27 protein-coding genes and 1 pseudogene are annotated in these 26,177 nt (G+C 39.9%); 14 read left to right on the plus strand and 14 right to left on the minus strand.

Annotated elements, in window-relative coordinates:
* Positions 1-21: 21 nt before the first annotated feature.
* Both M1E93_RS05005 and gltS read right to left on the minus strand, forming a co-directional pair.
* Positions 22-927 (minus strand): LysR family transcriptional regulator, encoded by a 906-nt coding sequence (locus M1E93_RS05005; RefSeq protein ID WP_004922785.1) that lies wholly within the window; start codon positions 925-927, stop codon positions 22-24.
* 230 nt (positions 928-1,157) lie between these two features.
* On the minus strand, positions 1,158-2,363 hold the full coding sequence (gene gltS, locus M1E93_RS05010; protein ID WP_426207161.1) for a sodium/glutamate symporter: 1,206 nt from the start codon (positions 2,361-2,363) through the stop codon (positions 1,158-1,160).
* Positions 2,364-2,806: 443 nt separating this feature from the next.
* On the opposite strand from gltS, the gene M1E93_RS05015 reads away from it, so the two are divergent.
* The 3 genes from M1E93_RS05015 to M1E93_RS05025 are packed head-to-tail and all read left to right on the plus strand — an operon-like array spanning position 2,807 to position 4,200.
* The gene (locus tag M1E93_RS05015) at positions 2,807-3,127 is read left to right on the plus strand and encodes an antibiotic biosynthesis monooxygenase family protein (RefSeq protein ID WP_000562370.1); all 321 of its coding nucleotides are present in this window, start codon (positions 2,807-2,809) and stop codon (positions 3,125-3,127) included.
* On the plus strand, positions 3,120-3,506 hold the full coding sequence (locus M1E93_RS05020) for a hypothetical protein (protein ID WP_000460651.1): 387 nt from the start codon (positions 3,120-3,122) through the stop codon (positions 3,504-3,506). Before M1E93_RS05015 ends, M1E93_RS05020 begins: the two co-directional genes overlap by 8 nt.
* A gap of 7 nt (positions 3,507-3,513) precedes the next feature.
* Positions 3,514-4,200, plus strand: coding sequence for an ArsR/SmtB family transcription factor (locus tag M1E93_RS05025; RefSeq protein WP_036941442.1), 687 nt, complete (start codon positions 3,514-3,516; stop codon positions 4,198-4,200).
* On the opposite strand, the gene tetR(B) is transcribed toward M1E93_RS05025, so the two are convergent.
* Positions 4,178-4,801 (minus strand): tetracycline resistance transcriptional repressor TetR(B), encoded by a 624-nt coding sequence (tetR(B), locus tag M1E93_RS05030; RefSeq protein WP_000088605.1) that lies wholly within the window; start codon positions 4,799-4,801, stop codon positions 4,178-4,180. The genes M1E93_RS05025 and tetR(B) overlap by 23 nt on opposite strands.
* Before the next feature lie 80 nt (positions 4,802-4,881).
* On the opposite strand from tetR(B), the gene tet(B) reads away from it, so the two are divergent.
* Complete coding sequence (gene tet(B) / locus M1E93_RS05035; RefSeq protein ID WP_088499072.1) at positions 4,882-6,087, plus strand: tetracycline efflux MFS transporter Tet(B); 1,206 nt, start codon at positions 4,882-4,884, stop codon at positions 6,085-6,087.
* Between the two features lie 112 nt (positions 6,088-6,199).
* Here the strand turns inward: tet(B) and M1E93_RS05040 are convergent, their stop codons facing one another.
* Positions 6,200-6,514, minus strand: a complete 315-nt coding sequence (locus M1E93_RS05040) for a hypothetical protein (RefSeq protein ID WP_426207162.1) — start codon at positions 6,512-6,514, stop codon at positions 6,200-6,202.
* Between the two features lie 80 nt (positions 6,515-6,594).
* Here M1E93_RS05040 and M1E93_RS05045 point away from each other — a divergent pair, with 80 nt between their 5' ends.
* The gene (locus tag M1E93_RS05045; RefSeq protein ID WP_140035165.1) at positions 6,595-7,542 is read left to right on the plus strand and encodes an IS30 family transposase; all 948 of its coding nucleotides are present in this window, start codon (positions 6,595-6,597) and stop codon (positions 7,540-7,542) included.
* Here M1E93_RS05045 and M1E93_RS05050 read toward each other — a convergent pair.
* Positions 7,539-7,874 (minus strand): TetR family transcriptional regulator, encoded by a 336-nt coding sequence (locus M1E93_RS05050; protein ID WP_426207163.1) that lies wholly within the window; start codon positions 7,872-7,874, stop codon positions 7,539-7,541. The two genes, M1E93_RS05045 and M1E93_RS05050, sit on opposite strands and share 4 nt — an antisense overlap.
* An 87-nt stretch (positions 7,875-7,961) precedes the next feature.
* Here M1E93_RS05050 and M1E93_RS05055 point away from each other — a divergent pair, with 87 nt between their 5' ends.
* The 4 genes from M1E93_RS05055 to M1E93_RS05070 all read left to right on the plus strand — a co-directional run bounded on the left by M1E93_RS05055 (position 7,962) and on the right by M1E93_RS05070 (position 11,201).
* Positions 7,962-8,894: a helix-turn-helix domain-containing protein gene (locus tag M1E93_RS05055; RefSeq protein ID WP_004922753.1), complete on the plus strand. Its 933-nt coding sequence runs from the start codon at positions 7,962-7,964 to the stop codon at positions 8,892-8,894.
* An 83-nt stretch (positions 8,895-8,977) separates the two neighbouring features.
* Complete coding sequence (locus M1E93_RS05060) at positions 8,978-9,382, plus strand: RidA family protein (RefSeq protein ID WP_004922750.1); 405 nt, start codon at positions 8,978-8,980, stop codon at positions 9,380-9,382.
* A 399-nt stretch (positions 9,383-9,781) separates the two neighbouring features.
* Positions 9,782-10,933 carry a lactonase family protein gene (locus M1E93_RS05065; RefSeq protein ID WP_014656610.1) on the plus strand — a complete coding sequence of 384 codons (1,152 nt, stop codon included), beginning with the start codon at positions 9,782-9,784 and terminating at the stop codon, positions 10,931-10,933.
* 64 nt (positions 10,934-10,997) lie between these two features.
* A complete protein-coding gene (locus M1E93_RS05070) occupies positions 10,998-11,201 on the plus strand; it encodes a hypothetical protein (RefSeq protein WP_014656609.1) in 204 nt (67 codons plus the stop codon).
* Between the two features lie 37 nt (positions 11,202-11,238).
* Here the strand turns inward: M1E93_RS05070 and M1E93_RS05075 are convergent, their stop codons facing one another.
* Positions 11,239-12,582: an NCS2 family permease gene (locus M1E93_RS05075; protein WP_040132376.1), complete on the minus strand. Its 1,344-nt coding sequence runs from the start codon at positions 12,580-12,582 to the stop codon at positions 11,239-11,241.
* A 24-nt stretch (positions 12,583-12,606) separates the two neighbouring features.
* Positions 12,607-14,397 (minus strand): adenine deaminase, encoded by a 1,791-nt coding sequence (locus tag M1E93_RS05080; RefSeq protein ID WP_426207164.1) that lies wholly within the window; start codon positions 14,395-14,397, stop codon positions 12,607-12,609.
* 195 nt (positions 14,398-14,592) lie between these two features.
* Between M1E93_RS05080 and M1E93_RS05085 the strand changes: the two genes are divergently transcribed.
* Positions 14,593-15,507, plus strand: a complete 915-nt coding sequence (locus tag M1E93_RS05085) for a LysR family transcriptional regulator (RefSeq protein ID WP_004922734.1) — start codon at positions 14,593-14,595, stop codon at positions 15,505-15,507.
* 12 nt (positions 15,508-15,519) lie between these two features.
* On the opposite strand, the gene M1E93_RS05090 is transcribed toward M1E93_RS05085, so the two are convergent.
* Positions 15,520-16,026, minus strand: coding sequence for a DUF2165 family protein (locus M1E93_RS05090; RefSeq protein ID WP_426207165.1), 507 nt, complete (start codon positions 16,024-16,026; stop codon positions 15,520-15,522).
* Between the two features lie 279 nt (positions 16,027-16,305).
* On the opposite strand from M1E93_RS05090, the gene M1E93_RS05095 reads away from it, so the two are divergent.
* The 4 genes and pseudogenes from M1E93_RS05095 to M1E93_RS05110 form a co-directional block, all read left to right on the plus strand.
* Positions 16,306-17,199: a hypothetical protein gene (locus M1E93_RS05095; RefSeq protein ID WP_426207166.1), complete on the plus strand. Its 894-nt coding sequence runs from the start codon at positions 16,306-16,308 to the stop codon at positions 17,197-17,199.
* A gap of 200 nt (positions 17,200-17,399) precedes the next feature.
* Positions 17,400-18,005 (plus strand): VWA domain-containing protein, encoded by a 606-nt coding sequence (locus tag M1E93_RS05100; protein ID WP_426207167.1) that lies wholly within the window; start codon positions 17,400-17,402, stop codon positions 18,003-18,005.
* Positions 18,006-18,617: 612 nt separating this feature from the next.
* Positions 18,618-18,797, plus strand: coding sequence for a hypothetical protein (locus tag M1E93_RS05105; RefSeq protein ID WP_426207168.1), 180 nt, complete (start codon positions 18,618-18,620; stop codon positions 18,795-18,797).
* A 120-nt stretch (positions 18,798-18,917) separates the two neighbouring features.
* Positions 18,918-19,052, plus strand: a pseudogene (locus M1E93_RS05110) (IS256 family transposase); the annotation flags it as partial.
* Between the two features lie 50 nt (positions 19,053-19,102).
* Here the strand turns inward: M1E93_RS05110 and M1E93_RS05115 are convergent.
* The 6 genes from M1E93_RS05115 to M1E93_RS05140 form a co-directional block, all read right to left on the minus strand.
* Complete coding sequence (locus tag M1E93_RS05115) at positions 19,103-19,804, minus strand: tetratricopeptide repeat protein (RefSeq protein WP_060560814.1); 702 nt, start codon at positions 19,802-19,804, stop codon at positions 19,103-19,105.
* 334 nt (positions 19,805-20,138) lie between these two features.
* The gene (locus M1E93_RS05120; RefSeq protein ID WP_171830647.1) at positions 20,139-22,538 is read right to left on the minus strand and encodes a beta-N-acetylhexosaminidase; all 2,400 of its coding nucleotides are present in this window, start codon (positions 22,536-22,538) and stop codon (positions 20,139-20,141) included.
* Positions 22,539-22,802: 264 nt separating this feature from the next.
* Positions 22,803-24,074 carry an iron uptake transporter deferrochelatase/peroxidase subunit gene (gene efeB, locus M1E93_RS05125; protein ID WP_014656603.1) on the minus strand — a complete coding sequence of 424 codons (1,272 nt, stop codon included), beginning with the start codon at positions 24,072-24,074 and terminating at the stop codon, positions 22,803-22,805.
* An 11-nt stretch (positions 24,075-24,085) separates the two neighbouring features.
* Entirely contained in the window at positions 24,086-24,985 is a 900-nt protein-coding gene (locus tag M1E93_RS05130; RefSeq protein ID WP_426207169.1) for an EfeM/EfeO family lipoprotein, read from the minus strand.
* Entirely contained in the window at positions 24,978-25,811 is an 834-nt protein-coding gene (locus M1E93_RS05135) for an FTR1 family iron permease (RefSeq protein ID WP_426207170.1), read from the minus strand. The genes M1E93_RS05130 and M1E93_RS05135 overlap by 8 nt, the downstream gene beginning before the upstream one ends.
* Before the next feature lie 11 nt (positions 25,812-25,822).
* Complete coding sequence (locus M1E93_RS05140) at positions 25,823-26,158, minus strand: cupredoxin domain-containing protein (protein ID WP_014656601.1); 336 nt, start codon at positions 26,156-26,158, stop codon at positions 25,823-25,825.
* Positions 26,159-26,177: the final 19 nt, after the last annotated feature.

The raw sequence follows: 26,177 nt of genomic DNA on the forward strand, positions 1-26,177 counted from the left end.
ATTTAACGGCGAATAAGTTAACTAAACAATTGAGTTTTCATTGCCAGAGTATAACTTTTGGTTAACTACTTTATTTCTTTTTTCGAGGGTTAGTGACAAAGTATTTACATAGTTTTGAGCCGCTTTAGTCAATGGTCTATCCGCACGATGGAAAACTGAAACAGCTAAATGCAGATCCTCTTTGAGTGGATAGATCATCGATTTTGGTAATGTGTGCTCAGCAGAGAAAATATCAGTAATACTGCAACCTAATCCTGCTCGAACAAATTCAGCCGCCATGTGGTAGGTATGCACACTAATATTTGAAACCGAGAACTCATGGTATTGCTGTAATAATTGCGCTAATGAGTCTGAACCTGGATGTATCCAACGATCTTGGTCAATATCAGCTAATGAAACAGGACCTTCATGTTTTTGCGTATCAACATAAACAAGGGGGATTTCAGCGATGGGTAATACCGTAATTCCGCCTTCAATAGCCAAATTGAAACCAATACCAATATCAAGGTCTTGTTGGGTTAATAATTGCATGATATCGACGGTATGATGGGTGCCAATCGTTAATTTTATATTGGGGTGTTTTTTAATAAACAGAGCGGTGACTTCAGGTACTAAGTTTAAACCTAGGCTTGGTAAACAGCCAATCGCTAATTTTCCCTGAGGGTTTTTGGATAAATTTTGCGCTAATATTCTTAAGCGGTCTAAATTTCGATAAACTTCTTTTGCTTCATCAAAAAGCAGTAAAGCCTCATCGGTTGGTAATAATTTCCCTCTAATTCGTTGGAATAATACTAACCCTAATTGTTGCTCAGCATGTTTGAGTGCTTTACTCGCCGCGGGTTGAGAAATATGTAAAACTTCAGCCGCACGCGTTAAGGAACCACAAGTCATTACAGCATAAAAGATATCGAGATGTCTTAATTTCATTCCATGTAGCCTACTGATTATTTATTTCTACGGACTATTCTAACGAATAAAGTATAAATAATCAGATATACTCGTCATAATTCAAATTTTGGTTTAGTTGTCACGAGAATTAATTCGTAAACGTGCAAGCTAAATAGATTGACTAGGGGAATATACGGGGTAAGAAAGCGGCTCGGCATACTGCCCTATAATAAATTGTTAGGAGAAGTACGCCTAGTAGTGTGTAGCTATTAGGTAAAGTATGTACCAATTTCAATAAATATTTTAATTAAGATACTGTTTGAAATATCAACAATAAAGGCACCGACCATAGGAACGACAAGGAAAGCTTTATGTGATGGTCCAAATGCTTTTGTGACTGTTTGCATATTCGCAATTGCTGTTGGTGTTGCTCCCATACCAAAGCCACAGTGACCCGCGCTGATCACGACAGCATCATAATCTTTGCCCATCATTTTGAAGGTGACAAAGCAGGCAAATAGCACCATGACAACAGTTTGTACAGCAATGATAATTAATACTGGCCCTGCCATGCTTGCCAATTGACCAAATTTTAATGACATTAACGCCATTGCCAAGAAAAGCGATAAAGCAACGCTACCTAATACATCGACGGTCGGCTCAAACACTTCGTGTTTAAATACATGAGTCAGTGTATTACGGATAATAATACCGATAAATAAACACCAGACAAAAGTAGGCAGTTGCAGAAAAGTATCTTTAAACAATGCACTGATATAGCCACCAATAACAATACAGATAATCAGCATTGAAATGGTTTCAATAACGTTATTTGCATTGATTTTTCTTTTGACGCTTGGTTGCTCAAAAGCTTCAACGATAGTGTCGCGCTCTTGCTCGGTTGTTTTAGGAATAGAGACCTTTTTCAAAAGATGACGGGCAACAGGGCCGCCAACTAAACCACCCAACACTAATCCAAGTGTTGCACAAGCCATCGCTAATTCAACGGCGCCTGTTACACCATATTTATCAGCGAGAATAGGGCCCCATGCTCCGGCATTACCATGACCACCTGTTAGAGTAATTGAACCTGCAATTAAGCCAATAAATGGACTTTCATTCATCATGACAGCCATACTCATGCCGACAGTATTTTGAATGGCGATTAGGATCGTTACTGCAATAGTTAATAGAACTAACGGCTTTCCTCCTTTAATCAGTCGAGAAAAGTCAGAACTTAGCCCGATAGAGGAAAAGAATGTGAGCATTAATAAACTTTGCAATGAAGCATCAAAAGTAAACGAATAACCTGATGTTTTATCAATAATTAACAGAACAATTGCAACAATAAAGCCACCAACGACGGCTTCTGGTATGTGGTTTTTTTGTAGGAACGGGGTAAATTTTACGACAAACATTCCTATGAGTAGCGCGATACATGCGACTAATAATGTATAACTGGCATCTAGGATCATTTTTTTACCTCTATTAGTTTACCAGAATTTTCACTATAACAATTTAACAATAGTGAAAAATGAAGTTACTTTGGTTAACTAATCTTTAACAATGAGTTTTATTAGGGTATCCATAACTTTTAGTTAATAGGGTCATAATTTTAGTGTGATCTTAATCATGAAATATTAAAAAGATTAAAATAACAACAATGGTATTTAATGATGGGTAAACCTAAATACCATGCGGGATCCGCACTATTTTCGGTGATAGCAAAAAATAAAAAAGTATAAATAATAAACAAAATTATAAGAGAAGGAGAACATGATAAGCGCAGGCCGAGCAATTTAAAGAAGTGTGATATACAACATAAAACAGCAGCATGACCTTTCTATATTTCGTTGCTTATCGAAGTGTTAATTTTCGGGTGGATTACTCTGTTTGTTGATTAATAACGGAGAAAAATATGATTGCTGTAATATTTGAGGTGCAAATACAACCCGACCAACAAACTCGCTATTTGACTTTAGCTGAGGAGTTAAGACCACTATTAAGTCATGTAGCTGGTTTTATTTCAATTGAACGTTTTCAAAGTCTAGCTACAGAAGGAAAAATGTTATCGCTATCTTGGTGGGAAAACGAATACGCAGTTCTGCAATGGAAAAATCATGTTTTACATGCGAAAGCTCAGCAAGAAGGGCGAGAGTCAATATTTGATTTTTACAAAATTAGTATTGCTCATATTACTCGCGAATATTCATTTAAAAAGGACAAGGATAATGTTTGATGTTCACGTTGTTTTAGACAATCAAATAGGACAATTAGCATTACTAGGAAAAACATTAGGTAATAAAGGTATTGGATTGGAAGGGGGAGGGATATTTACGGTTGGTGATGAATGCCATGCTCATTTTCTTGTTGAACAAGGAAAGGAAGCTAAAATAGCGCTAGAGCAAGCTGGACTGTTAGTACTTGCGATCCGGACACCATTAATTCGTAAGTTAAAACAGGAAAAACCGGGGGAACTTGGCGAAATAGCACGAGTATTGGCGGAGAATAACATTAATATTTTAGTGCAATACAGTGACCATGCTAACCAACTGATATTAATAACGGACAATGATAGTATGGCTGCATCTGTTACGCTCCCTTGGGCAATAAAGTGAACTTGCGATGGCTAATTTAATACGAAAAGAGGTTACCTTTGAGTCCTCAATAGCCGCGATAGGGGCGGCTATGTCTGACATTTCACGAGTTAAAATACTCAGTGCTTTGATGGATGGGCGAGCTTGGACGGCCACTGAGCTAAGTTCTGTGGCGAATATATCAGCTTCAACGGCGAGCAGTCATTTATCTAAATTATTAGATTGCCAGCTAATCACAGTAATAGCTCAAGGCAAGCATCGTTATTTTCGGCTAGCAGGAAAAGATATTGCTGAATTGATGGAAAGTATGATGGGGATCTCCTTAAACCATGGCGTACATGCCAAAGTTTCCACGCCAGTGCATTTACGAAAAGCACGTACTTGCTATGATCATTTAGCTGGTGAAGTTGCCGTTAAGATCTATGATTCCCTTTGTCAACAGCAATGGATCACTGAAAATGGTTCAATGATCACATTAAGTGGTATTCAATATTTTCATGAAATGGGAATTGACGTTCCTTCCAAACATTCACGTAAAATCTGTTGTGCATGTTTAGATTGGAGTGAACGCCGTTTCCATTTAGGTGGGTACGTTGGAGCCGCATTATTTTCGCTTTATGAATCTAAAGGGTGGTTAACTCGACATCTTGGTTACCGTGAAGTTACCATCACGGAAAAAGGTTATGCTGCTTTTAAGACCCACTTTCGCATTTAAGTTGTTTTTCTAATCCGCATATGATCAATTCAAGGCCGAATAAGAAGGCTGGCTCTGCACCTTGGTGATCAAATAATTCGATAGCTTGTCGTAATAATGGCGGCATACTATCAGTAGTAGGTGTTTCCCTTTCTTCTTTAGCGACTTGATGCTCTTGATCTTCCAATACGCAACCTAAAGTAAAATGCCCCACAGCGCTGAGTGCATATAATGCATTCTCTAGTGAAAAACCTTGTTGGCATAAAAAGGCTAATTGATTTTCGAGAGTTTCATACTGTTTTTCTGTAGGCCGTGTACCTAAATGTACTTTTGCTCCATCGCGATGACTTAGTAAAGCACATCTAAAACTTTTAGCGTTATTACGTAAAAAATCTTGCCAGCTTTCCCCTTCTAAAGGGCAAAAGTGAGTATGGTGCCTATCTAACATCTCAATGGCTAAGGCGTCGAGCAAAGCCCGCTTATTTTTTACATGCCAATACAATGTAGGCTGCTCTACACCTAGCTTCTGGGCGAGTTTACGGGTTGTTAAACCTTCGATTCCGACCTCATTAAGCAGCTCTAATGCGCTGTTAATCACTTTACTTTTATCTAATCTAGACATCATTAATTCCTAATTTTTGTTGACACTCTATCATGATAGAGTTATTTTACCACTCCCTATCAGTGATAGAGAAAAGTGAAATGAATAGTTCGACAAAGATCGCATTGGTAATTACGTTACTCGATGCCATGGGGATTGGCCTTATCATGCCAGTCTTGCCAACGTTATTACGTGAATTTATTGCTTCGGAAGATATCGCTAACCACTTTGGCGTATTGCTTGCACTTTATGCGTTAATGCAGGTTATCTTTGCTCCTTGGCTTGGAAAAATGTCTGACCGATTTGGTCGGCGCCCAGTGCTGTTGTTGTCATTAATAGGCGCATCGCTGGATTACTTATTGCTGGCTTTTTCAAGTGCGCTTTGGATGCTGTATTTAGGCCGTTTGCTTTCAGGGATCACAGGAGCTACTGGGGCTGTCGCGGCATCGGTCATTGCCGATACCACCTCAGCTTCTCAACGCGTGAAGTGGTTCGGTTGGTTAGGGGCAAGTTTTGGGCTTGGTTTAATAGCGGGGCCTATTATTGGTGGTTTTGCAGGAGAGATTTCACCGCATAGTCCCTTTTTTATCGCTGCGTTGCTAAATATTGTCACTTTCCTTGTGGTTATGTTTTGGTTCCGTGAAACCAAAAATACGCGTGATAATACAGATACCGAAGTAGGGGTTGAGACGCAATCGAATTCGGTATACGTCACTTTATTTAAAACGATGCCCATTTTGTTGATTATTTATTTTTCAGCGCAATTGATAGGCCAAATTCCCGCAACGGTGTGGGTGCTATTTACCGAAAATCGTTTTGGATGGAATAGCATGATGGTTGGCTTTTCATTAGCGGGTCTTGGTCTTTTACACTCAGTATTCCAAGCCTTTGTGGCAGGAAGAATAGCCACTAAATGGGGCGAAAAAACGGCAGTACTGCTCGGATTTATTGCAGATAGTAGTGCATTTGCCTTTTTAGCGTTTATATCTGAAGGTTGGTTAGTTTTCCCTGTTTTAATTTTATTGGCTGGTGGTGGGATCGCTTTACCTGCATTACAGGGAGTGATGTCTATCCAAACAAAGAGTCATCAGCAAGGTGCTTTACAGGGATTATTGGTGAGCCTTACCAATGCAACCGGTGTTATTGGCCCATTACTGTTTGCTGTTATTTATAATCATTCACTACCAATTTGGGATGGCTGGATTTGGATTATTGGTTTAGCGTTTTACTGTATTATTATCCTGCTATCGATGACCTTCATGTTAACCCCTCAAGCTCAGGGGAGTAAACAGGAGACAAGTGCTTAGTTATTTCGTCACCAAATGATGTTATTCCGCGAAATATAATGACCCTCTTGATAACCCAAGAGGGCATTTTTTACGATAAAGAAGATTTAGCTTCAAATAAAACCTATCTATTTTATTTATCTTTCAAGCTCAATAAAAAGCCGCGGTAAATAGCAATAAATTGGCCTTTTTTATCGGCAAGCTCTTTTAGGTTTTTCGCATGTATTGCGATATGCATAAACCAGCCATTGAGTAAGTTTTTAAGCACATCATCATCATAAGCTTTAAGTTGGTTCTCTTGGATCAATTTGCTGACAATGGCGTTTACCTTACCAGTAATGTATTCAAGGCTAATTTTTTCAAGTTCATTCCAACCAATGATAGGCATCACTTCTTGGATAGGGATAAGGTTTTTATTATTATCCGCGAATTCAGATAATAAGTGCAACGCTCGGTCATGTTAGATGGAAGGACGGTTAGCTACTGATAAGCTATCCTGCTCTTCCGACCAAAGATGAGCGAGTAAGTATGAAGTATCAGCAACTAACCGAAGGACAACGATACCAGATATCGATACTGCGTGAGGATAATTTATCCTGCCATGAGATAGGTATCCGTATCGGTGTAAGCAAGTCCACGGTCTCCCGTGAACTGAGGCGTAACACTTCAGATACTGGTTATAACCCACAACAGGCACACCAGAAGTGCTGTGATAGGCGGCTGTCATCTGCCAAAAGGACAATTCCTCAGCAGACCATAGATTTCGTGATATTTGCTCTGGAGTGGAAGTGGAGTCCTGAGCAAATAAGTGCAATTGGCAGCATTATTGGTCTTAGCGTCAGCCATGAATGGATTTACCAGTATATCTATGCGGATAAGCGTAGCGGTGGCGAGTTGTACAGGCATCTTAGGCAGGGCAAACGGCGATATCGTAAGGGCTACGGGCAGAAACGAGGGCGCATCCCTGATGCGGTATCCATTGAGCTACGGCCGTCAGTCGTCGATGACCGTAGCCGTCTGGGGGACTGGGAGGCCGATTTGGTGCAGGGTAAACAGGGCACTGGTGCTATCGTGACACTGGCAGAACGCAAAAGCCGTATTTACCTGACAAAAAAGGTGTTTTCAAAGGATGCGGTGGAAGTCAGTAAGGCCATTATCTCACTGCTGAGTGAGTATCAGGATGTATGTCACACAATAACGTTCGATAACGGTCTAGAGTTTAGTGAGCACAAGGCGATAGCAGAAGCACTGAACGCAGATACGTACTTTGCCCATCCGTATGCCTCGCATGAGCGTGGGCTGAACGAGAATACGAATGGGTTGTTAAGACAGTTTATCCCGAAAGGAACAGACCTGCGGACAGTGACAGAAGAAGACTTACAACGCTATCAGGGAGCGTTGAACAGCAGGCCACGCAAGTGTCTGGGGTTCAGACAACCTTCGGTGGTGTTTGCGGAGCTAAGAAAGGCGGCTTAGCGTTGCACTTCGGACTTGAATCCGCCATCAATAATATAATCAAGATAATGTTCAAATATACTTTCTAAGGCAGACCAACCATTTTTTAAATCAGTTTTTGTTGTGATGTAGGCATCAATCATAATTAATTGCTGCTTATAACAGGCGCTGAGTAATTGTTTTTTATTTTTAAAGTGATGATAAAAGGCACCTTTGGTCACCAACGCTTTTCCCGAGATCTCATCTATTGAAACAGCTTGATAGCCTTTTTCAACAAACAATATTCGTGCTGAGTTAACCAGTGATTGATAGGTACTCTTAAAATTTTCTTGTTGATGATTTTTATTTTCCATGATAGATCTAAAATAACATACCGTCAGTATGTTTATGGTATCATGATGATGTGGTCGTGACAATCTTAAGAACATTTAGGTTATTTTATGTATATTGAACAGCATTCTCGCTATCAAAATAAAGCTAATAACATCCAATTAAGATATGATGATAAGCAGTTTCATACAACGGTTATCAAAGATGTTCTATTATGGATTGAACATAATTTAGATCAGTCTTTACTGCTTGATGATGTGGCGAATAAAGCGGGTTATACCAAGTGGTATTTTCAGCGGCTGTTCAAAAAAGTAACAGGGGTCACACTGGCTAGCTATATTCGTGCTCGTCGTTTGACGAAAGCGGCTGTTGAGTTGAGGTTGACGAAAAAAACTATCCTTGAGATCGCATTAAAATATCAATTTGATTCCCAACAATCTTTTACACGTCGATTTAAGTACATTTTTAAGGTTACACCAAGTTATTATCGGCGTAATAAATTATGGGAATTGGAGGCAATGCAGCCACCTATCAATTTCGATATTGATTATTTAGCAATTCCTCAAATTGTTGAGTGTGAACAGTATACTTTGCATATTAAAGAGTATCAGTATCTATCTTCATTAGATGAGGTTGGATTATTGCATGAAAATATTAGGGGAAGTTTTTGGGATGATTTTTTTAAGGCGACAAATTTAAAAATAAAAGAATGCTATGTGTTGATCAATTATCAGAAAACAGAGAAAAGATCACACATGGTGCAAGTGAAATACCAGATTGGCTTAAAAGCAATAGATCCAATTGTTGATCACAACCAGTTTAAAGAAATTTATTTACCTAGTGGAAAGTACGCAAAGTTTTCATTTAAAGGCTCTTTGGCTGAATACCGTGATTTTAGCTTAAATCTTTATCTTTATTCTTTGCCTTCTCTAGGGTTACTTCGTCGTGAAGGGGTGGATATTGAAAAATATATTAATAATAAAGAAAATGTAGAATTACCAATAAAAGAAATTGAAATAGAATATTTTGTGCCAATTTACTAACACTGAAAACTAGTTTGTTCAAGCTTTGTTTAAATATGAAAAGGTATTTTATTCAAAATACGATTATTTTAAAATGAGATAATATGTCAAAAAAATCAATTAATCCTTCATCTGTTTTTAATTCATTGCAGTATGGATTTAGTCAAGCTATTGAAACTACAGGTACTCGGCAGCTTTTTCTCTCTGGGCAAGTTGGTGTTGATGCGAATCAACAAACCGTGGCTGGTGGTATTTATGAGCAAACCATTCAAGCAATTAAAAATATCGAGTATGTCCTTAAAGAAGCCCACGGAACGCTGAATGATGTTGTTATGCTGCGGATTTATATTAAGCAAGGTTGTGATAGTGATGAAGAGCAAAATGCGATATCTCAGGCACTAAAAGAAAAGTTTACCTCGGCGCCACCAGCATCATCTTGGGTGATCGTTACGGGGTTATCATTGCCAGAGTGGCTGATTGAAATTGAAGCCCATGCAGTGCTTAATTAAATGAGATTAACCGATAATATTAATTATCGGTTTTCGCCAACTCAATAAAATCTAGGTGAAATACAGACTGTTATTGATGATTAAATAATGATGATTTTTGTTCAATAGCGCGACGCTTATCTCAAAAATAAAAATACATACTAAAGTTAAATTACCTATCCAGATTGATTTTAAAATTCAATTTTATCAACAAAGCCAGTTGTTAATGTGTAACACCAGCTAAGTGGAAATGGATAACGCTAGTTAGTAGATTATTTCCACGAGAAAATGGAAATAATGTGGCTGCACAGTCATAGATGATTTTTCTATTCTACCAATGTAGTGGTTAAGTTTAATACTCATATTCGGTCATATACCAAGATATGAGCGTGTATTGTTATTTAACTAGGAAAATTTATCATGGCAAATAAGTTATCTATCTGGGCGGCGTCATTTATGTTTGCGAGTACTTCTTTGGTAGCCGCTCCTCAATTTGCGTGGGTTGGAACTTATAGCCCTAATGGTGAAGGAATATATCGTTTTGATATCGATAATCAAACGGGGCAATTAAGCCGTAAAGTTTTAGCCGCTCCACTTACAAATGCTGCACAATTGGTTTTATCAAAAAATGGTAAAGTGCTGTATGCAGGGAGTGAAACAGAAAAGGGAACGGTTCATGCATGGCAGGTTAAGGATAATGGGGAGTTACAGGCGATAAATAATGTTTCATCTGGAGGGGATGGCCCTGTTTATTTATCGATAACCCCAGATGGGCGCTACTTATTGGTTGCGAATTACCATAGTGGTGCTGTGTCGGTGCTTCCTATTCGAGATGATGGCGGTCTATTACCTGCAAGTGAAGTTATTCAACATGATGGCCCTGCTGGGGCCGCCTATCCTGAAGCGGCAGTTGAGGGGAGCTTTGCAATCAGTGATCATAACGGGCCTCATGCTCACATGATAGCAACCGACCCTTCAGGGGAATATGTGTTTACCACAGATCTCGGTCTTGACCGCATCTATCAATATCGCTTTGATGGAAAGAATGGAAAATTAATTGCAAATGATCCCCCATACATTATGGCATCATCAAAAGGTGCTGGCCCTCGCCATTTTGTTTTTTCTAAATTAGGAGACAGAGTTTGGTTGGTTAATGAAGAAGCATCAACATTAACTGAATATCAATTTGATAAACAAAAAGGTACTTTAAAAGAGAAGGCGACAGTTTCGACGTTACCTGAAAATTATAAAGGCACAAATTTTATTTCGGGTATTGTAGAGAGCCAAGATGGTAAACATCTCTATGTTGGAAATCGTTTACACAATAGTGTTGCACATTTTAGTATTAATGAAGAGGGTTCACTCAGCAAAGTATCACAAACATGGACACGAGGGGATTACCCAAGAACATTAACATTGTCTCCAGACGGTCAATATTTATATGTTATGAACCAACGTAGTGACAATATTACCCGTTTTAAGGTTGAACCGAATACAGGGGAGTTGGTGTTTGTTGATGACTATGTACCGATTGGCGCCCCTTCACAAATGGTCGTCAGTGAGACAAAATAACTTACAGGTTTTATTGGTGGTGCTAATAAGTGCGATCAATGCGAGTTGAGAAAAGGAAATTGCAATGTCCGGTGAAAAATTAGGGAATGAACGTATTCGAAGTGCAACAGGGAATAATAAGCGTCTGTCACGGCTCGAAATCAATGAAATTAAGCGTGCGGTTGAAATTGAAAATTCAATCAGTAAGCGTCAAGGTAAACAGCCTAAACAACCTCAAATTGTGCGTTTTCACTGTGGCTGTAATTGCTTTTCAATTAAGGTTGATTAATGGGAAAGCACCCAACAGTTGTTGGGTGCTTATATGATCAGTGTTTGACCAGCGTAGAAAAATAGTAGACGAGTGGTACAGCTAATACCCATAAGCTTATAGGGATCTCTCTCCATTTCCCTGCAACAGCTTTAATCAGAATATAGAACAGTAGGCCACCTGCAATACCCGTACCGAAACTATTGGCGATCAATGTGATCATCACCATCATTAAAACAGGTAAACCATCCGTAAAGTTTGCAAGGTCAACTTTACGTAGTCCACTGAACATATTTAGTCCAATCAAAATTAATGCAGGCGCGGTGGCTTGCGCTGGGATCATTAAAGCAATTGGTGTAAACAGTAGCATTAATAGGAACATAAAGGCCGCTGCAAGAGCCGTAAGTCCTGTTTTACCGCCGGCTTCCGCAGCCGCTGAAGACTCAATTAAAGCGGTTGCCGCAGGAATGCCTACCCATGGGCCGAGTGCGGCTGCAATTGAGTCAACGATAAATGGGCGGTTAATGTTCGGCATATTGCCTTCTTTATCAAGTAACCCCGCTTCACCACCGACAGCCAGTGTCGTGCCCATCGTCGAGAAAAATTCAGCGGCAAAAAATACAAATAAAAAGGGTAAGAAGGCGATGTTTAAGGCGCCAATTAAGTCAACTTCTCCGAATACAGGGCCTACTGAATGAGGAATACCAATAAAGGTATCGGGTAATTTTGTGACCCCAAAAGGAATACCTATAACGGTGGCAAATAAAATTGCCCATAAAATAGCTCCGGGTATACGTCGTGCTTGCAAGGCGATGGCGACAAAGAAACCAGCCAAAGCCACTAATGCCCCCGGTGATAAAAAATCACCTAACATCAAGGCGTTGGTTTTAGGGTTAGCAAGTACTAAGCCTGCATTTCGAAAACCGAGAACGGCAACAAATAAACCGATAGAGGCGGTTAGCCCAAGTTTGATCGATTGAGGAACCGAGCGAGTGACAACTTCGCGTAAACCAAATTTAGTGAGCAGGAAGAATAAAATGCCTGACCAACAAGCTATGCCCAAACCAATTTGCCAGTTAATCCCTTCGCTACCTGCAAGTGTGATACCTACCAGTACAGAGCCGCCAATGCCTGGTCCAACGACGAAAGGAAGGTTGGCATAGAAAGCCATTAGCAGACTCGCCAGCACAAAAACAATGATCGTGCCTGTTGTTGCGGCACCTTTATCCATTCCCCCAGCGGCGAGCAGCCCGGGGATCACAACTAACAAATAAGCGGCAGCAAGAAAACCTGTTACCCCTGCTAAGAACTCTGTTCTGACGGTGCTCCCTCGAGCGCGCAATGCAAAACGTTTTTCTAGCCAACTCCCTGATGTTGGCGCATTAATCATATTGTCAGCCATAAATTGGCTCTCCTATCATTATTATTAATTATTGTGATTGTGCGAGTGTTTACTGGTTTGAATCACGGGATCAACAATTTGTCGCGTTGTACCGTCAGTCAACCCTAGGTCAGTCAAATGAGGGCCTGCATTACAGGCAAGACAGGTGCCTTCAATAGCTTTAAAAACACGATAAGGCGGCTCCCAATCGGCTATTTCACTGCTAAGCTCTCGTAATTGACGAAACTGTTCGGCAAGCTGTTTTGCAGGCAGATCGGATAGCATGCCAGCAATTGGCATTGCAACGTGAGCGAGGACTTTACCGTTTTGAACTAAAGCCATACCACCGCCACTTTCGATAAGCAAATTAGCCGCGTGTGCCATATCTTCTGCATCACGACCTAGTACAACTAAATTGTGAGAATCATGTGAGTAGCTGGTTGCGATAGCACCGCGTAATTCACCCCAGCCTTCTAATAGTGCAATTTGTGGCTTGGCATCATGGCGTCCATGGCGATGTTGTACGCGGATCAAGCTAAAGCCATTCGGTATTTGAACTTTGCCATCGGTAATTTGCACATCAATTTCACCCCATTGTGTGAAGCGAGCTCCTCGAATATGGCGTAATCGAGCACTGCCATTAATAATATTATCAATTTGTAATGTGCAATCAGCGGCTGTGATAGGTGACAGACACATGGTATCTCTAGGTGGTAAAACGGTTTGATCTGTGGCTAGTGATTTAAATAGTTTTCCATCTTCGGAAATTTGCTGACCTGCAACATACACGCGGTGTGCTTGTAATTTTTTGAGTGAATCAAAGACCACCAAATCAGCGCGACGCCCTGCGGCAATTAACCCCAGATCGTGACGTTGTAAGCGAATGGCTGCATTTAAGGTTGCAAAACGGAGTACATCTGTCGCTTGCATACCATGCTCAATTAATAGATTCAGTAGGGCAATGATCCCCCCTTTTTCGATTAAAATATCAGGTGGAACATCATCGGTGCATACGGTGATTTGTGATGAGAGATGAGGTAGCTTTTGCAACTCAGCGACGATGTCTGGCAATAGATAAGGGTGAGAGCCACGAATTTCGAGTGTTAAACCAGCTCGCAATTTCTCTAAAGCATCTTCTGCTGAGGTAAGCTCATGATCAGATGTCACGCCAGCAGCGAGGTAGGCTTGTAAATCGGCTCCTTTTAACCCTCTAGCATGGCCTTCAATGAGTTTCCCCGACGTAAGCCCCGCGTTTAAAATCTCCTCCATTCGTTCACTACCATGAAGAACGCCGAACATATCCATCACTTCTGCAACACCATGGACCTCTGGCCAACTTAACATGGTTGACATTTCTTTTCCGGCAAAGTCGGCTCCTGACATTTCAAGGCCTGGTGTTGAGGGAACAGAGGAGGGGGCAGCTACCATGACATGCAGCGGTAAATTGCGGCTTGCTTCAATCGCATAACGGACACCTTCCAAGCCTAATACATTAGCCAATTCATGGGGATCCCAAAATACCGCGGTAGTTCCTTGTGTTAGCACTATTTCGGCGTAACGTACGGGAGGAAGATGGGAGCTTTCTAAGTGAACATGTGTGTCAATCAGCCCTGGTGAAATAAAATACCCGTTAAGGTCATGGATTTCCTTGGCATCACTTCGGCTTCCTGTTGGGTGGACACTCGCAATGAGTGAATCGACGATACCAATATCGGCGGCACGGATCTCGCCAGTGACCATGTCGACAATATTGGCTTGTGTGAGAAGCAGGTCAAAAGGGATTTCACCTTTTGCCGCTTGCACTGCTCTGCGTTTGCTGTAGTTGGTTTCGCTCATAAAATACCATCAATAAATGATCCTTTGCTGCTACTTTATGAGTTACGCAAACGTTTGCCAAGATGATAAAACTTATCAGATCATAAGAAAGGGTTATAATGGTGAATAAGAGCATTAAGGCTAGGTTAGGCTTTGTATGGTTAATTAGAGGGTTATAACAACGCCTTATCATAAAATAGAGTGTGAATAGAGAACATGAGTGAACCATGGCAGCGCCTGCCTGCATTGACGTTAAAACAGATACAATATTTTGTGACTTTGGCACATTTAAGGCATTTTACTGATACAGCGAGCCGACTAGCCATTAGTCAACCTGCGTTGAGTAGTGCATTACGTCAAATTGAAAGTGTGATTGGAGGAAAACTAGTTAATCGAACCGCTTCCTCTGTAACGCTAACAGAGCTTGGTGCTGCTATTTTACCGCATGCTGAACGTATACTGAGTGTTTCACACCGTGCTTTTAGTGATATTCAACAGATAATTGACGAAGGCGGAGACGGCACGTTGCGTATTGGCTTGGTGCCTTCCGTGAGTTCACTACTTTTTCCTGATGTGCCGACACAACTTAATTTGCACTTTCCTCGGCTGAATGTGGAGTTTTACGATAAAACCAATGATTCATTAGTTTCTCAATTAATGAATAATGAGATTGATTTTGGGGTTGGTGTATTAGACAGCTCAGTCCCTAGAGAGTTACAACTGTTTACGTTACAAGATGACCCTTTTGTCGCAGTCGTACATCGAGAAGATGTATTAGCGGGAGGCTTCCATTTGCCTTGGAAAATGCTTAATAATCGCGATATTGCGGTGTTTTCTAAAGGCAACATCCAACGTTTAGTGTTAGCCACATTGGAAAGCCACCGCTTAAAGCCCAATATTCGTTATCAAGTTGATTACATTGAAACGCTATATGGCTTAGTCCGTTCTAAATTGGCGATTGCTATTCTTCCTCACCTTTATACCGTACATTTACGCGACCCTGACTTAATGGTTTTGCAGTTACAGCAACCGGCATTGACTCGCACGGTGTCTTTGATGCGAACCAGCCAAATCTTAACACCAATGGTAGAATCCGCATTTACAGTGCTGCTTAAGACACTGAAAGCATAAGCTGCTTTTTAATTACTCATGCGGTTTTTCATCATCGCTGTCACGAGCCGTGACATACATGAGTACTAACAAAATGGTAATAAAGAAACGGAATGCATTGGGTATACCGTTCCATTGTTTTGACATCCACATTGCAAACCATTCACCCCCAATAGACATAAATGCGACTTGCCATAATAAGAATGCCAGTGTTAATCCGATAATTGCCCATTTTTTGCTTTGATTAAAAGCCACAGCATTTTTGTCGATATTTTTAAATAAGATGAAAGCTCCCCACCAACAAATGAGAGCCGCAATAATTTCAATACTAATAATAGTGATATAGACAAGATGGTGAAAGGGAGGTGAATTGATAGCCCGATACTTCACATTTGCATTAGGGAATATTGCATCCATTGTTAGGACATGCTGTACAAATAAAAAATTTGTGTTGTAATCGGTTAAATTATTAAAGGCAGTAAATGAAATGAATAAGGCTATAGCACAAACACAGAGTGATTTTGATAAACGAATTATCATTTGTTTCCCTTAAGTTATTTTTCATCGTTTCATCCGTTGATAATTCGACAAGATAGCATCATTGACAAATTGCCGCTATTAACCATAGTAAATATCAGACAATATTCATCATATTGGCGACTTATTCTAAATAAGATAAATATTGAATATAAGTGCTATAAATATTATGAAGAAGGTAGGCGGTTTAGCTTAGTTTAAAATATGTTTCTATTTTTAATATGCTAATATTTTTCTATTAGAAAATGATAATACACACACCAATAGTGAGAAAAATAGATAATGAAAACAATATGTAAAAGTGGATTGCTAGCTATTGCGATGTTTGCTGTATCTGCTTGTGATGATTTTGATCCATTGAGCCATAAAGGTGAGTTTTATTATAGTAATCCAACAAACGATAATATTTCATTTAAGGTCGATAATAACGATTATAATGTGCTACCAGGGCAAAGAGGCATTATTCAACTTGCATCGGGTAAACATACGTTAGAAAACAGCCAAGGTGAATTATTTTCGTTTATGGTTTTTGACAACAATAACGGGGGGATTATTAACCCAAATAACCTTGTTTATTATACCCTTTCAGAGGCTTATGTTGTTGAAGGTAAAGCTGATCGTTTTAAACCGACCACTTATAACGTAACTATCAACGGCCATGATGTCAATATGGCAGTAAGAAGCGCAAATGCGTTTGTCATTGATGCTAATTTATTTAAGTGTAGCTATTTATTGGGAGAGCCTTTCCCTGAATCAATCACGACACATGATCAAAAATTAGACGGTAATATTAAGTCAAAGTGTTTTGATAAGGCTGAATTAATTGAATATATTGCCAATGAATATGGTGAAGATTTACAGCCTAATATGCCGGAAGATGCCCTGCATGACTCCATCAATATGGCCTTTAGTTATGAGCTACCAACAGCAGACTTTACGGATCAATCGGTTCAGTCAATAGCCGAAGAATTGGTGAATTTACTAAAACAACTGAAAGAAACCAATGATACTGCTATCCATGAAAAATTAAATCAACAATTTCACCAGCTCAGTATCGAATTAGTGAAAGCTCATGCTAATAACTCGGCATCTAATTCAGTTTCAGATAACGAGCAATACAATAATTTTGTTCATCAGGTTGGTGAATTGAGAGGTTATGGTATTTGGGAAAAATAATAATAAATTTTAAATAATCAAAAAAAGATTGTATTTATAAAATCCCCCCAATCGTTGGGTAATCAATTATTGGGGGATTTTGTCTCCTTTTCTTTTTAAGAATCTGCCTGCAAACTAACCAGAGAATTCTTATGTGAAATGATTGTGATAAACGGATGATAGCTATTATCAAATAAGATCATCTGCATAGGAATAATAATATGAAGGCAATATTAAAGCCATTTCTTGGTATTACGTTTGCTTCTACCTTTTTGATGTTTTCTTCAATAGCAAACGGCAAATCGATCGTTGTAGAAAAAACACAGCCTGAAGTCTTAGACCTTGTATTTATACTGGATAAAAGTGGTTCAATGTCAGGTTTTGAATCTGATACGATTGGCGGCTTTAATCGTGTGTTAACAGAAAATCGTAATAAAAAAGGGGATGTCTTTATTACGACAGTGCTGTTCAATGATAAAACAACCCTCTTACACAATAGAGAGCCTATCGATAAAGTACCAAATTTAACTTTAGAAGATTATCAGGTTGGCAGTAATACTGCACTATTAGATGCGGTTGGTGACACCATTAGCAAAATGCAAGAAAACCGGAAGATAACAAAAAATAATAACGTTTTATTCGTTATCATTACTGATGGTGAAGAAAATAGTAGCCACAAATATAGTCAATCGAAAATTAAATCTATGATCAAATCGGCAGAAATGGAGGATAAATGGGACTTTATCTTCCTTGGCGCCAATATTGATGCGATCACTGCTGCCGATAGTATTGGTATTAGTCGCTCTAAAGCAACTGGATATGTGTAAGATAAAACCGGTTACGACAAAGCATATAAAGCGATTAATAATGCCGTTGAGTCAAAGAAAAATGCTGCACCAATATCAGAGGAATGGAAAAAAGAGGTTGAAACTGACGCGATGGAGCGCACAAATAAGTAGTGTAATGGAAGAGTAGATTTACTGATAAACTAATTCCTAAATATTGAACTGCACCCCAAAAGTGAGACGCTTTTAGTCTAATTTGAAGGGTGCTTTTCTATGTTAAAACATACTCTAGAGTTTAAACTTGAAATTATTCAGGCCTACCTAAATGGTGAGAGGGGGTAAAATACTCGATAAAAGATTTAAACGTAATCATGATACGACTTGGTGATGGATTGAAAATTATCAACAGCACGGGGTGTATGGGCTAAACGTTAAAACATGAAAACAGGTTTATTTTCCTGAATTCAAATTTCATGCGGTTCACATGATCCTAAATGAGACATTTTTACATGAGGGCTCTGACAGCTTGATATCAATGGCTGATCATATAAAGAATACGGTAGATAGGAAGTAAAAATAAACCGAAAGGGCGCCCAAACCAAATGAAGAAGCCTTCCCTGTTTTTGAGACAGCGATGGTAAAATTTCAGCTGAAATGCTGGGCAAGAACACTGTAATTTATGTTGAGAAACAACTTGGTGTTAAAATAGGTGAATATACAACATTTTGTAAAAATACTATTGGTGCTTGTGCTGAGGCATCAGCAGCAGACTCGTTGATCCGCCAAGGGGTTAAGCCAGAAAATATCCGATTTACCCAAGCGGTCAGGCCATGAGAGGTTTGGGAAAAAGATACAATCCCGCTAAAAGCAATAAAAGAAACATGTGACAATTGCCTAGTTACATGGCCAACAGGCGTAGATAAATGAGTGCATTAGCAAATGACTGGAAACCAAGACTCTGTACGGAAAGTGATTTATTTAGCGATTGAATCGGCCTCTAAAAAATGGAGTATGCCAATTCAAAACTGGAAACAGGCAATGAGTCGTTTTATTATTGAGTTCGGTGACCGCCTAAACGGCCACATTTAATAAAAGGCAAATACACAGAATTATTTACAGGGTCCAATGGCTCTCCCTATTTATTGTTCACTGATATCTTTTAGTTCTAGAACTCTTTTACACCCATCTTGATTACCGTTATCGCACGACTTGCTATACCAAATTTTAGCAGTTGATTTGCTCTGTCTAACTCCTAATCCTTTATCATACATTTGTGCTAGATTGAATTGAGCCAATTCATTGTCTTGTTCTGCACCCTTCTGGTACCACTGTAGCGCCTGCTGGTAATCCTGTTCAACACCATTTCCATACTGGTACAACACGCCAAGATTATTCTGAGCTGCACTATTATTCTGTTCGGCAGATTTCAAATACCACCGTAACGCTTGCTGGTAATCCTGCTCAACTCCTTCTCCAAGATAGAACATCACCCCCAAGTTGCTTTGAGCGCTAGAATTTCCTTGTTGGGCCGATTTCAGGTACCATAGCCGCGCTTGCTGATCATCTTGCTCCCCACCCCAACCATGACTAAACATCACACCAAGCTTATATTGAGCATCTGCATTGTTCTGTTTTGCTGCTTTCTCATACCACTGTCTAGCCTTCTGATAATCCTGTATAACTCCTTCTCCATATTGATACATAGTACCTAATCTGTATTGAGCAGTTGCATTTCCCTGTTCGATTTTTATACATAAATCATGATCTGGTACTTCACAACTTGCGGCACTAACGACTACTGGAAGCATTCCCAAAAAAAGGAGAAAAATCGTTTTTTTCATCTAATCCTTATTCCCTAATCAGCACGTGAGGTAGGTATCGCTATGTTATATAAACATATTAAAATCTAACGAATTTTAGTTCAGAGCATAAAAGCAATAATTCAATATGGAATTAATAAGTGTTATTGCTTATCTGGCTTTATCATCGAGAAAATAGCGAATGAAAAACATACCTGAAAAAGTGGCGATATCATTAAAGTAAGTTTAACTTAAGGTAAAAGAATAGCATAAACAAACAGTGACTGATTTTCCAACTATTAAAACTCTTTATACCGATTATATTCCCCCCAAAAGTCGAATACTTGAGTTTAACTAAAGGGGGGATTGACTGTAACTATTGACCTGTTGTCGGGATGTGGCGGAGTAGTTTTTCTAGTGGTTCGACAATTGCAATGACAACTTCATCTTGCAAACCTGAGCTTTTTTCTAACTGCTGCAAAATAGCTGCTTTACGGCTCTCGGCTAACGGCTCACCTGTCGTATAATGCTTAATCAGTTCTAAACCAATCACCGTCAATTGTTCCACATTCTCGGTAACAGGCGTTAACCTAACTAAGTTAGCATTCTGTTTAATAAGACGCTGGACTTGTGGAATATTATCTTGCCAACGTTTTAATCTCTGCTCTAACCATTGTGCTGCCGCTGTATCATTCGGTTTAGCGATTAATGCGTCAATATGCTGGCGGAAGGCTCTTGCTTGCATACTTTCGGCCGGTAAAGCATCGACAAATCGGTTAAGAGGTTCATATTGATGATATTGGTTTTCTCTCCACTTAAGATGATGGCGAGTATAGTAATGTGCAGGCTCTACAGATTCAGAGAGGATCATCAAAGGCTCAATTTCAACGCCATTTGCTAAACGTGTAAATTCACGGGCCGTTTGTGCATGCTGCTGTAAACCCACCGAAATGGTTGACCAAGCATCTGTTGCGTTTAGGCGACGATACATGTCATTCTCATTATTGACATCTTTTGCAGACCATAGGCGCTCGGATACGGCAAAAGCACGTGGCCATAGCTTAGTATCAATGATGGGAGCGCGAATATTTTCAGCCCATAACGCAATTTCCCCGCCGAGAATATTGGTCATTTTATTATTGTCGGGCGTGGTTGGCGCAATTCCTTCGGGAATGGCTGTTAAGTGGGTTCCTGTCGTTGGATAGCGAGCATTACCTATTATGGTATAACCGCTTAATTTATCATCCGTTAAAGTAACAACAGGACGAGTTTCTCCCATCCAAGTGTCCACTGAGAAACTGACTTGTTTAGGCGAAAACCACTCAATCTTATTAATTTCTCGACGTGATTTACCTGCAAAATCAATAAATCCACGCCATCCATTTGACCCCTTTATTAATGTAAAACTGCCTTTTACGGGGCTACCTTTTAACCTTTCGATTTCAAATTGCCAACTTTGCGATTGTTCACCCTGTTTAACATTTGTCTCTACAGTAAGTGGCTGAGGTAGTATCTCATTTCGATAATGGTATGCCGCACTTTGAGATTGGTCGAGATAGAAACCAGTTGAAAGTAAACCTTTAAATCCTTCTTGAGCGCTATCGCCTAAAGAATCTTGTCCTTGCCACGACTGAATAACAATATTTTTTGATAGTGAAGGGTGTTGAATTTCATCCCAGCCGACCATTTTACGGTTATGTTTTGTGAGGATTTGTTCAAGCCGTTGATTGAAATAAGCCTGTAGTGCATGGGTATCTTTCAGGTTGTTTTTTTGCATAAACTCCTGAATAGCTGGATTGTTTTTCCATTGGGTTGGGTCAACCTCATCTCCGCCAATATGGATATATTCATCTGGGAATATAGTGGTCAACTCGTTAATTAAGCTATCTGTAAATTGGTACACATTTTCTTGGGTTGGATTAAGTAGAGGCTGATGCACTCCCCAGTGACGTTCCATTTGGTAAGGGCCAGGTGCGCTCATAAGCTCAGGGTAGGCAACAGCAATAGCTGAGGCATGACCAGGGAAATCAATTTCAGGCACCACCCGAATTCCTCTTTCTTTGGCATAGGCGACAACTTGGCGCATTTGATCTTGAGTATAGTATTGGCCATCACTGGCTAGCTGTTGTAATTTAGGGTAGCTAAGTGACTCAAAACGCCAACCTTGGTCATCGGTTAGGTGCCAATGAAAAACGTTTAACTTAGCGGCTGCCATACCATCAATTTGGCGCAAGATATCATTGATTGGTAAAAAATGTCGTGAAGAATCAAGCATCACACCGCGCCAAGCAAAACGCGGACTGTCTTTAATTGTAAGCAGTGGGATAAACGTATTTTCCCCATCTGTTTGTATCAATTGTAATAATGTTTCCATCGCTCGCATTGCACCAAATCGGGTTGCCGCTTTGATCGTGGCGCCATGGTTATCTGTTGTGATTTGATAACTTTCGTCCATTTGTAGAGATGGCAATTCAGGTACTTTTTTCTCGATAAAAATTTTTATCGGGGCTTGAGTGTTGTTTGCTTGGTGTGGTGTTAATTGCCAGCCTGTTTGGGTCTCTATTCTTTCACGCCAACGACGGGTTGCATCACCTAAATCATCGCCTTCTACATAAATATCTAGCGTATTATTTAATACCCATTTTCCATCGGCATTTTTTACTTCAACTTGCTGTGGCCAAGGCATGAGCGGTAATTCAGATAATGATTGTGCTCCGCTTGGTAATGAGTAAATAAGTGAGGATATGACGATAGCAGACGTAAGTTTGTTAATCATAGAGATCCCTTATTATTCGTAATAGTGAATGCCATTTTGAGCATAAATCAATCTATGAAGTCCAACACGGTTATCGTATTAAATGATACGGGTCACATTATTTTTTATTGCGAATTAAGTGTGGGGGATGTTGATTTATTTAATTTATTGATTTTGTGATTGTTTTTAAATGTGGCTATTAGAAGGGAAAAGAGGGGGTGATGATGTTTAGTAGAATATTCAAGTGCGGGAAGGCAATGCGCGATCCCGCAAAAATTAAATCGATTAAGCTTTTTTGGCGGCTTCAAACATACCTTGAGCTAGGTAGTCTTGGGCTGTTTGTACACCAGGCAATACAAAATAGTAGCCACCCCCAAAAGGTTTAATATAGCGTTCAAGTGGCTCACCATTAAGCCGTTTTTGAGTATCAATAAAACCTGTTTTAAGATTTTTTTGGTATGAAACGAAGATAAGCCCCATATCAAGTAACCCATTAGGGGTTAAACCAAGTGAGTAGCTGTAGCTACGGCGCCTTAGTTTTGCGGTATAACGCTCAGGGTTACGAGGTTCGGCACGGCGCATGTGGGAGTCGAATAATACGCGGTCCCCATGAGGATCTTTGTCAAATTGAGGGTCATCATGTTCTTGCTTCATACCGATAGGTGCCCCTGTATCTTTATGGCGACCGAAATCATTTTCTTGGTCTTCAAGCGGGGTTCTATCCCAAAATTCAAGATTAAAACGGATGAGTCGTACTGCTTGATAGGTGCCGCCAGTACACCAACTAGGCTCTTTTCCTCCTTCGGTAACCCAAATAAGTTCATTCATTAATTGGTTATCATTGGCAGGGGCATTGCCTGTGCCATCTTTAAACCCAAATAAATTGATTGGCGTTGATTGGCTGTCAATATCACGAGAAGGTAAGAAACCATCTATTTTCCACAGTGGGAACATAAAAGGGGATGTATGCCTTAAAATATCGCGTAACGCATAAATGACGCTTTCTTGACTATTCGCACAAATTTGTAATGTGATATCACCGCCACACCACTTTTGCTCTAGCCTATCATTTGGAAAACTGGTCATTTCAACAAGATAGCGAGGTTTGATTTTATCTAACCCAAATCGTGTATCAAATAAGCTCTGACCCAGAGAAACCGTGACAGTTAAAGCATCTGGCTGAATGTGAGTTCCTAAAATCCCTGATTCAGCCGGCGGCATACGGTCATTAGGGGTTTTAGGTGCTGTTTGTACTTGCGTTAGATACGCAATTCTTTTTGTCAGTATTTCGAATAGCTTCTGTAGTTTATCGAGTGATTCAACGGTGACATTAAATGCAATAAATGAGGCATTTTTCTGTTCAGGCGTTAAAACACCCGCTTGGTGTAAGCCTTCAAAAGGGATCGTCTTATCATAGGACGACAAACAGGCATTTTGGCGCGTGTTAGCCGCAAATGTAGGAGCCGCTGCAATAAAACTACCAACAGCTAATGTTTTTAATGCATTGCGCCGAGATAAGCTGACAGTTGTAGAATCGTTTTGTAATTTAGCCTTCATGGCTTGTTACCTCAATATTTATAATATACATCAACACTGAGCTGATATCTGAGCTGTGCGAGGTCTTCAGCTTGCTGCGTTAATACGGAATAAAGTGCCATCATGTCTTTTTTGCTCAACTGGTTATAAGGCTGGTAAATCCCCGAGGGCAATTGATAAGGCTTCATGATCTCATTGGCCTTTTGATAATTATTTTGGATACGTTGGAGCACGTTGGGAGCGATAAAAGGGGTCAGCACTTTAATAACGTGTTGTGAGCCTTGCAGGTTTGCTGCTATATCGCTCAAATCAGATTGGCTATAGATATTCTCTTTGCCAGCCAATTTAGTTTCAAGGATCATCTCAATAAAATCGGCTGACGCTTGCACTAATTTAGGTATCTCAACATGTTCAGTCGCTACGCGTTTTTGAAGATCCCGGGCTTTTAGCAGTAGCTCATCGGTTGCAGCGAGTGCCGCTTTACTGTCTTTACGGTCAAATAATTGATATTCAATAAGATGGAAACCAGTGAAACGGTAATCTTTTTCTTTATCAAGAAAGTAGTCAGCCCTAGCATTAATGGTTCTGTCAGTATTACCAAACAATATAATAATTGGGCGAACAGATTCGTAATATTGATGTGCCTGAATATAGGCTTGTTCAGCGGTTTTGAGGTCGCCTTTTTTTAAACTTTTGTTCAAGGTTTCCAGTTGAGAAACCATTTTGCCTAATTGTTCCGTTGTATAACTTAAATAATTTGTAATGGCGGAATGATATTTCTCAGGGGTGGGAATATCACCTTTAGCGATAATTATGTCATCCCCTGTTTGTACAGGGGATCTTAATGCTTTTGCTGATACAGTAGTGGGTATTGCTATGACTAAAACCATACCGCATAGAAACATAGACTTTAGTGTTTTAGCATTACGCATGTTTTTTACTCCGAGAAAACAGCGCGATAACGACTATCCAATAAATGACAAATGTAATCACACTTAGCCAAATTGGTTGTGAGCGGTAAGCGAAGAACGAAGAGATAAAATTACCTACAATATTTGAATCATCTAATAGTGCTGTCGTATCCCATGCTGGGTAAATTAAAAACTCAGGAATAGCATAATCATATTCAATTAATAAGTTTGCGCTCTCTTCAACCCCTTTGAGTAGTAGCGATAAAGCAAGAAAGAGTAAGACCACGCCGGTGATTTTAAAGAACAGCTTCCATGAAATAAAACGGTTAGTAAGCAAGAAGGCATATAATGTTAGGCCTGCAATTAATACGCCACCTGCGACTTCTAAAGCAAATCCTGAAGCATTTTCTGCATTTAATGACATGATAAAGCTAGATAGGAAAACAACGATCTCACTACCTTCTCGAGCAATAGCAATAGCGATGATGAGTGCTGCTCCCCACCAATTATGGCGCTCTGCATTTCGGCTAATACCGGATTCAATTTCGGATTTTAAGGAACGACCATGCTTATTCATCCAATAGACCATTTGGACGATTAATATACACGCAAGGAATTCCATAAAGATCATAAACAGGGATTGCCCTGTATCATCAAGAATATTAAATACGCCATAAATGAGTAATGCTAACAAAATGGAAATGAGAAGACCGAGGGCAACCCCAGCCCATAAAAAACGCATTCCATTTCGTGCATCTGGGTGGTGTTTGATCCACGCATAGATAATGCCGATAACGAGTAGCGCTTCAAAGCTTTCACGCCATACAACAAACAGAACTTGCCCCATAAATTATCCTACTACTTCGCTATGATCTCACCTTTTGGGTGAGACAGGTGAAAATCATCAAAAAAGGTGTAACTTCCTGGTTTTAGAGGTGCAATGACGACAACAGAGCTAGCCCCCGGAGCGAGCACTTTTTCTTTGCGTAATTGGGTGCTTTCAAACTCTGCAGGTTCAGTGCCTGTATTGGTGATTTTGATCCGAATAATAGTTTTTGCAGGAACCTCAAGGACTCGTGGGATCAAGTCACCATTTTTCATTTCGAGTTCGACGGTAAATTTTTCTGCTGCGAAAACCGTATTCGGTATTAGCACTGAAAAAAGAAGCAGAGTAAGGCTTAGTAGTGTTCTCATCTTCATTTAGCTCAACAAA

Origin of the sequence: Providencia sp. PROV272 (assembly GCF_049901975.1) — a bacterium.
GTDB classification, from domain to species: Bacteria; Pseudomonadota; Gammaproteobacteria; order Enterobacterales; family Enterobacteriaceae; genus Providencia; species Providencia stuartii.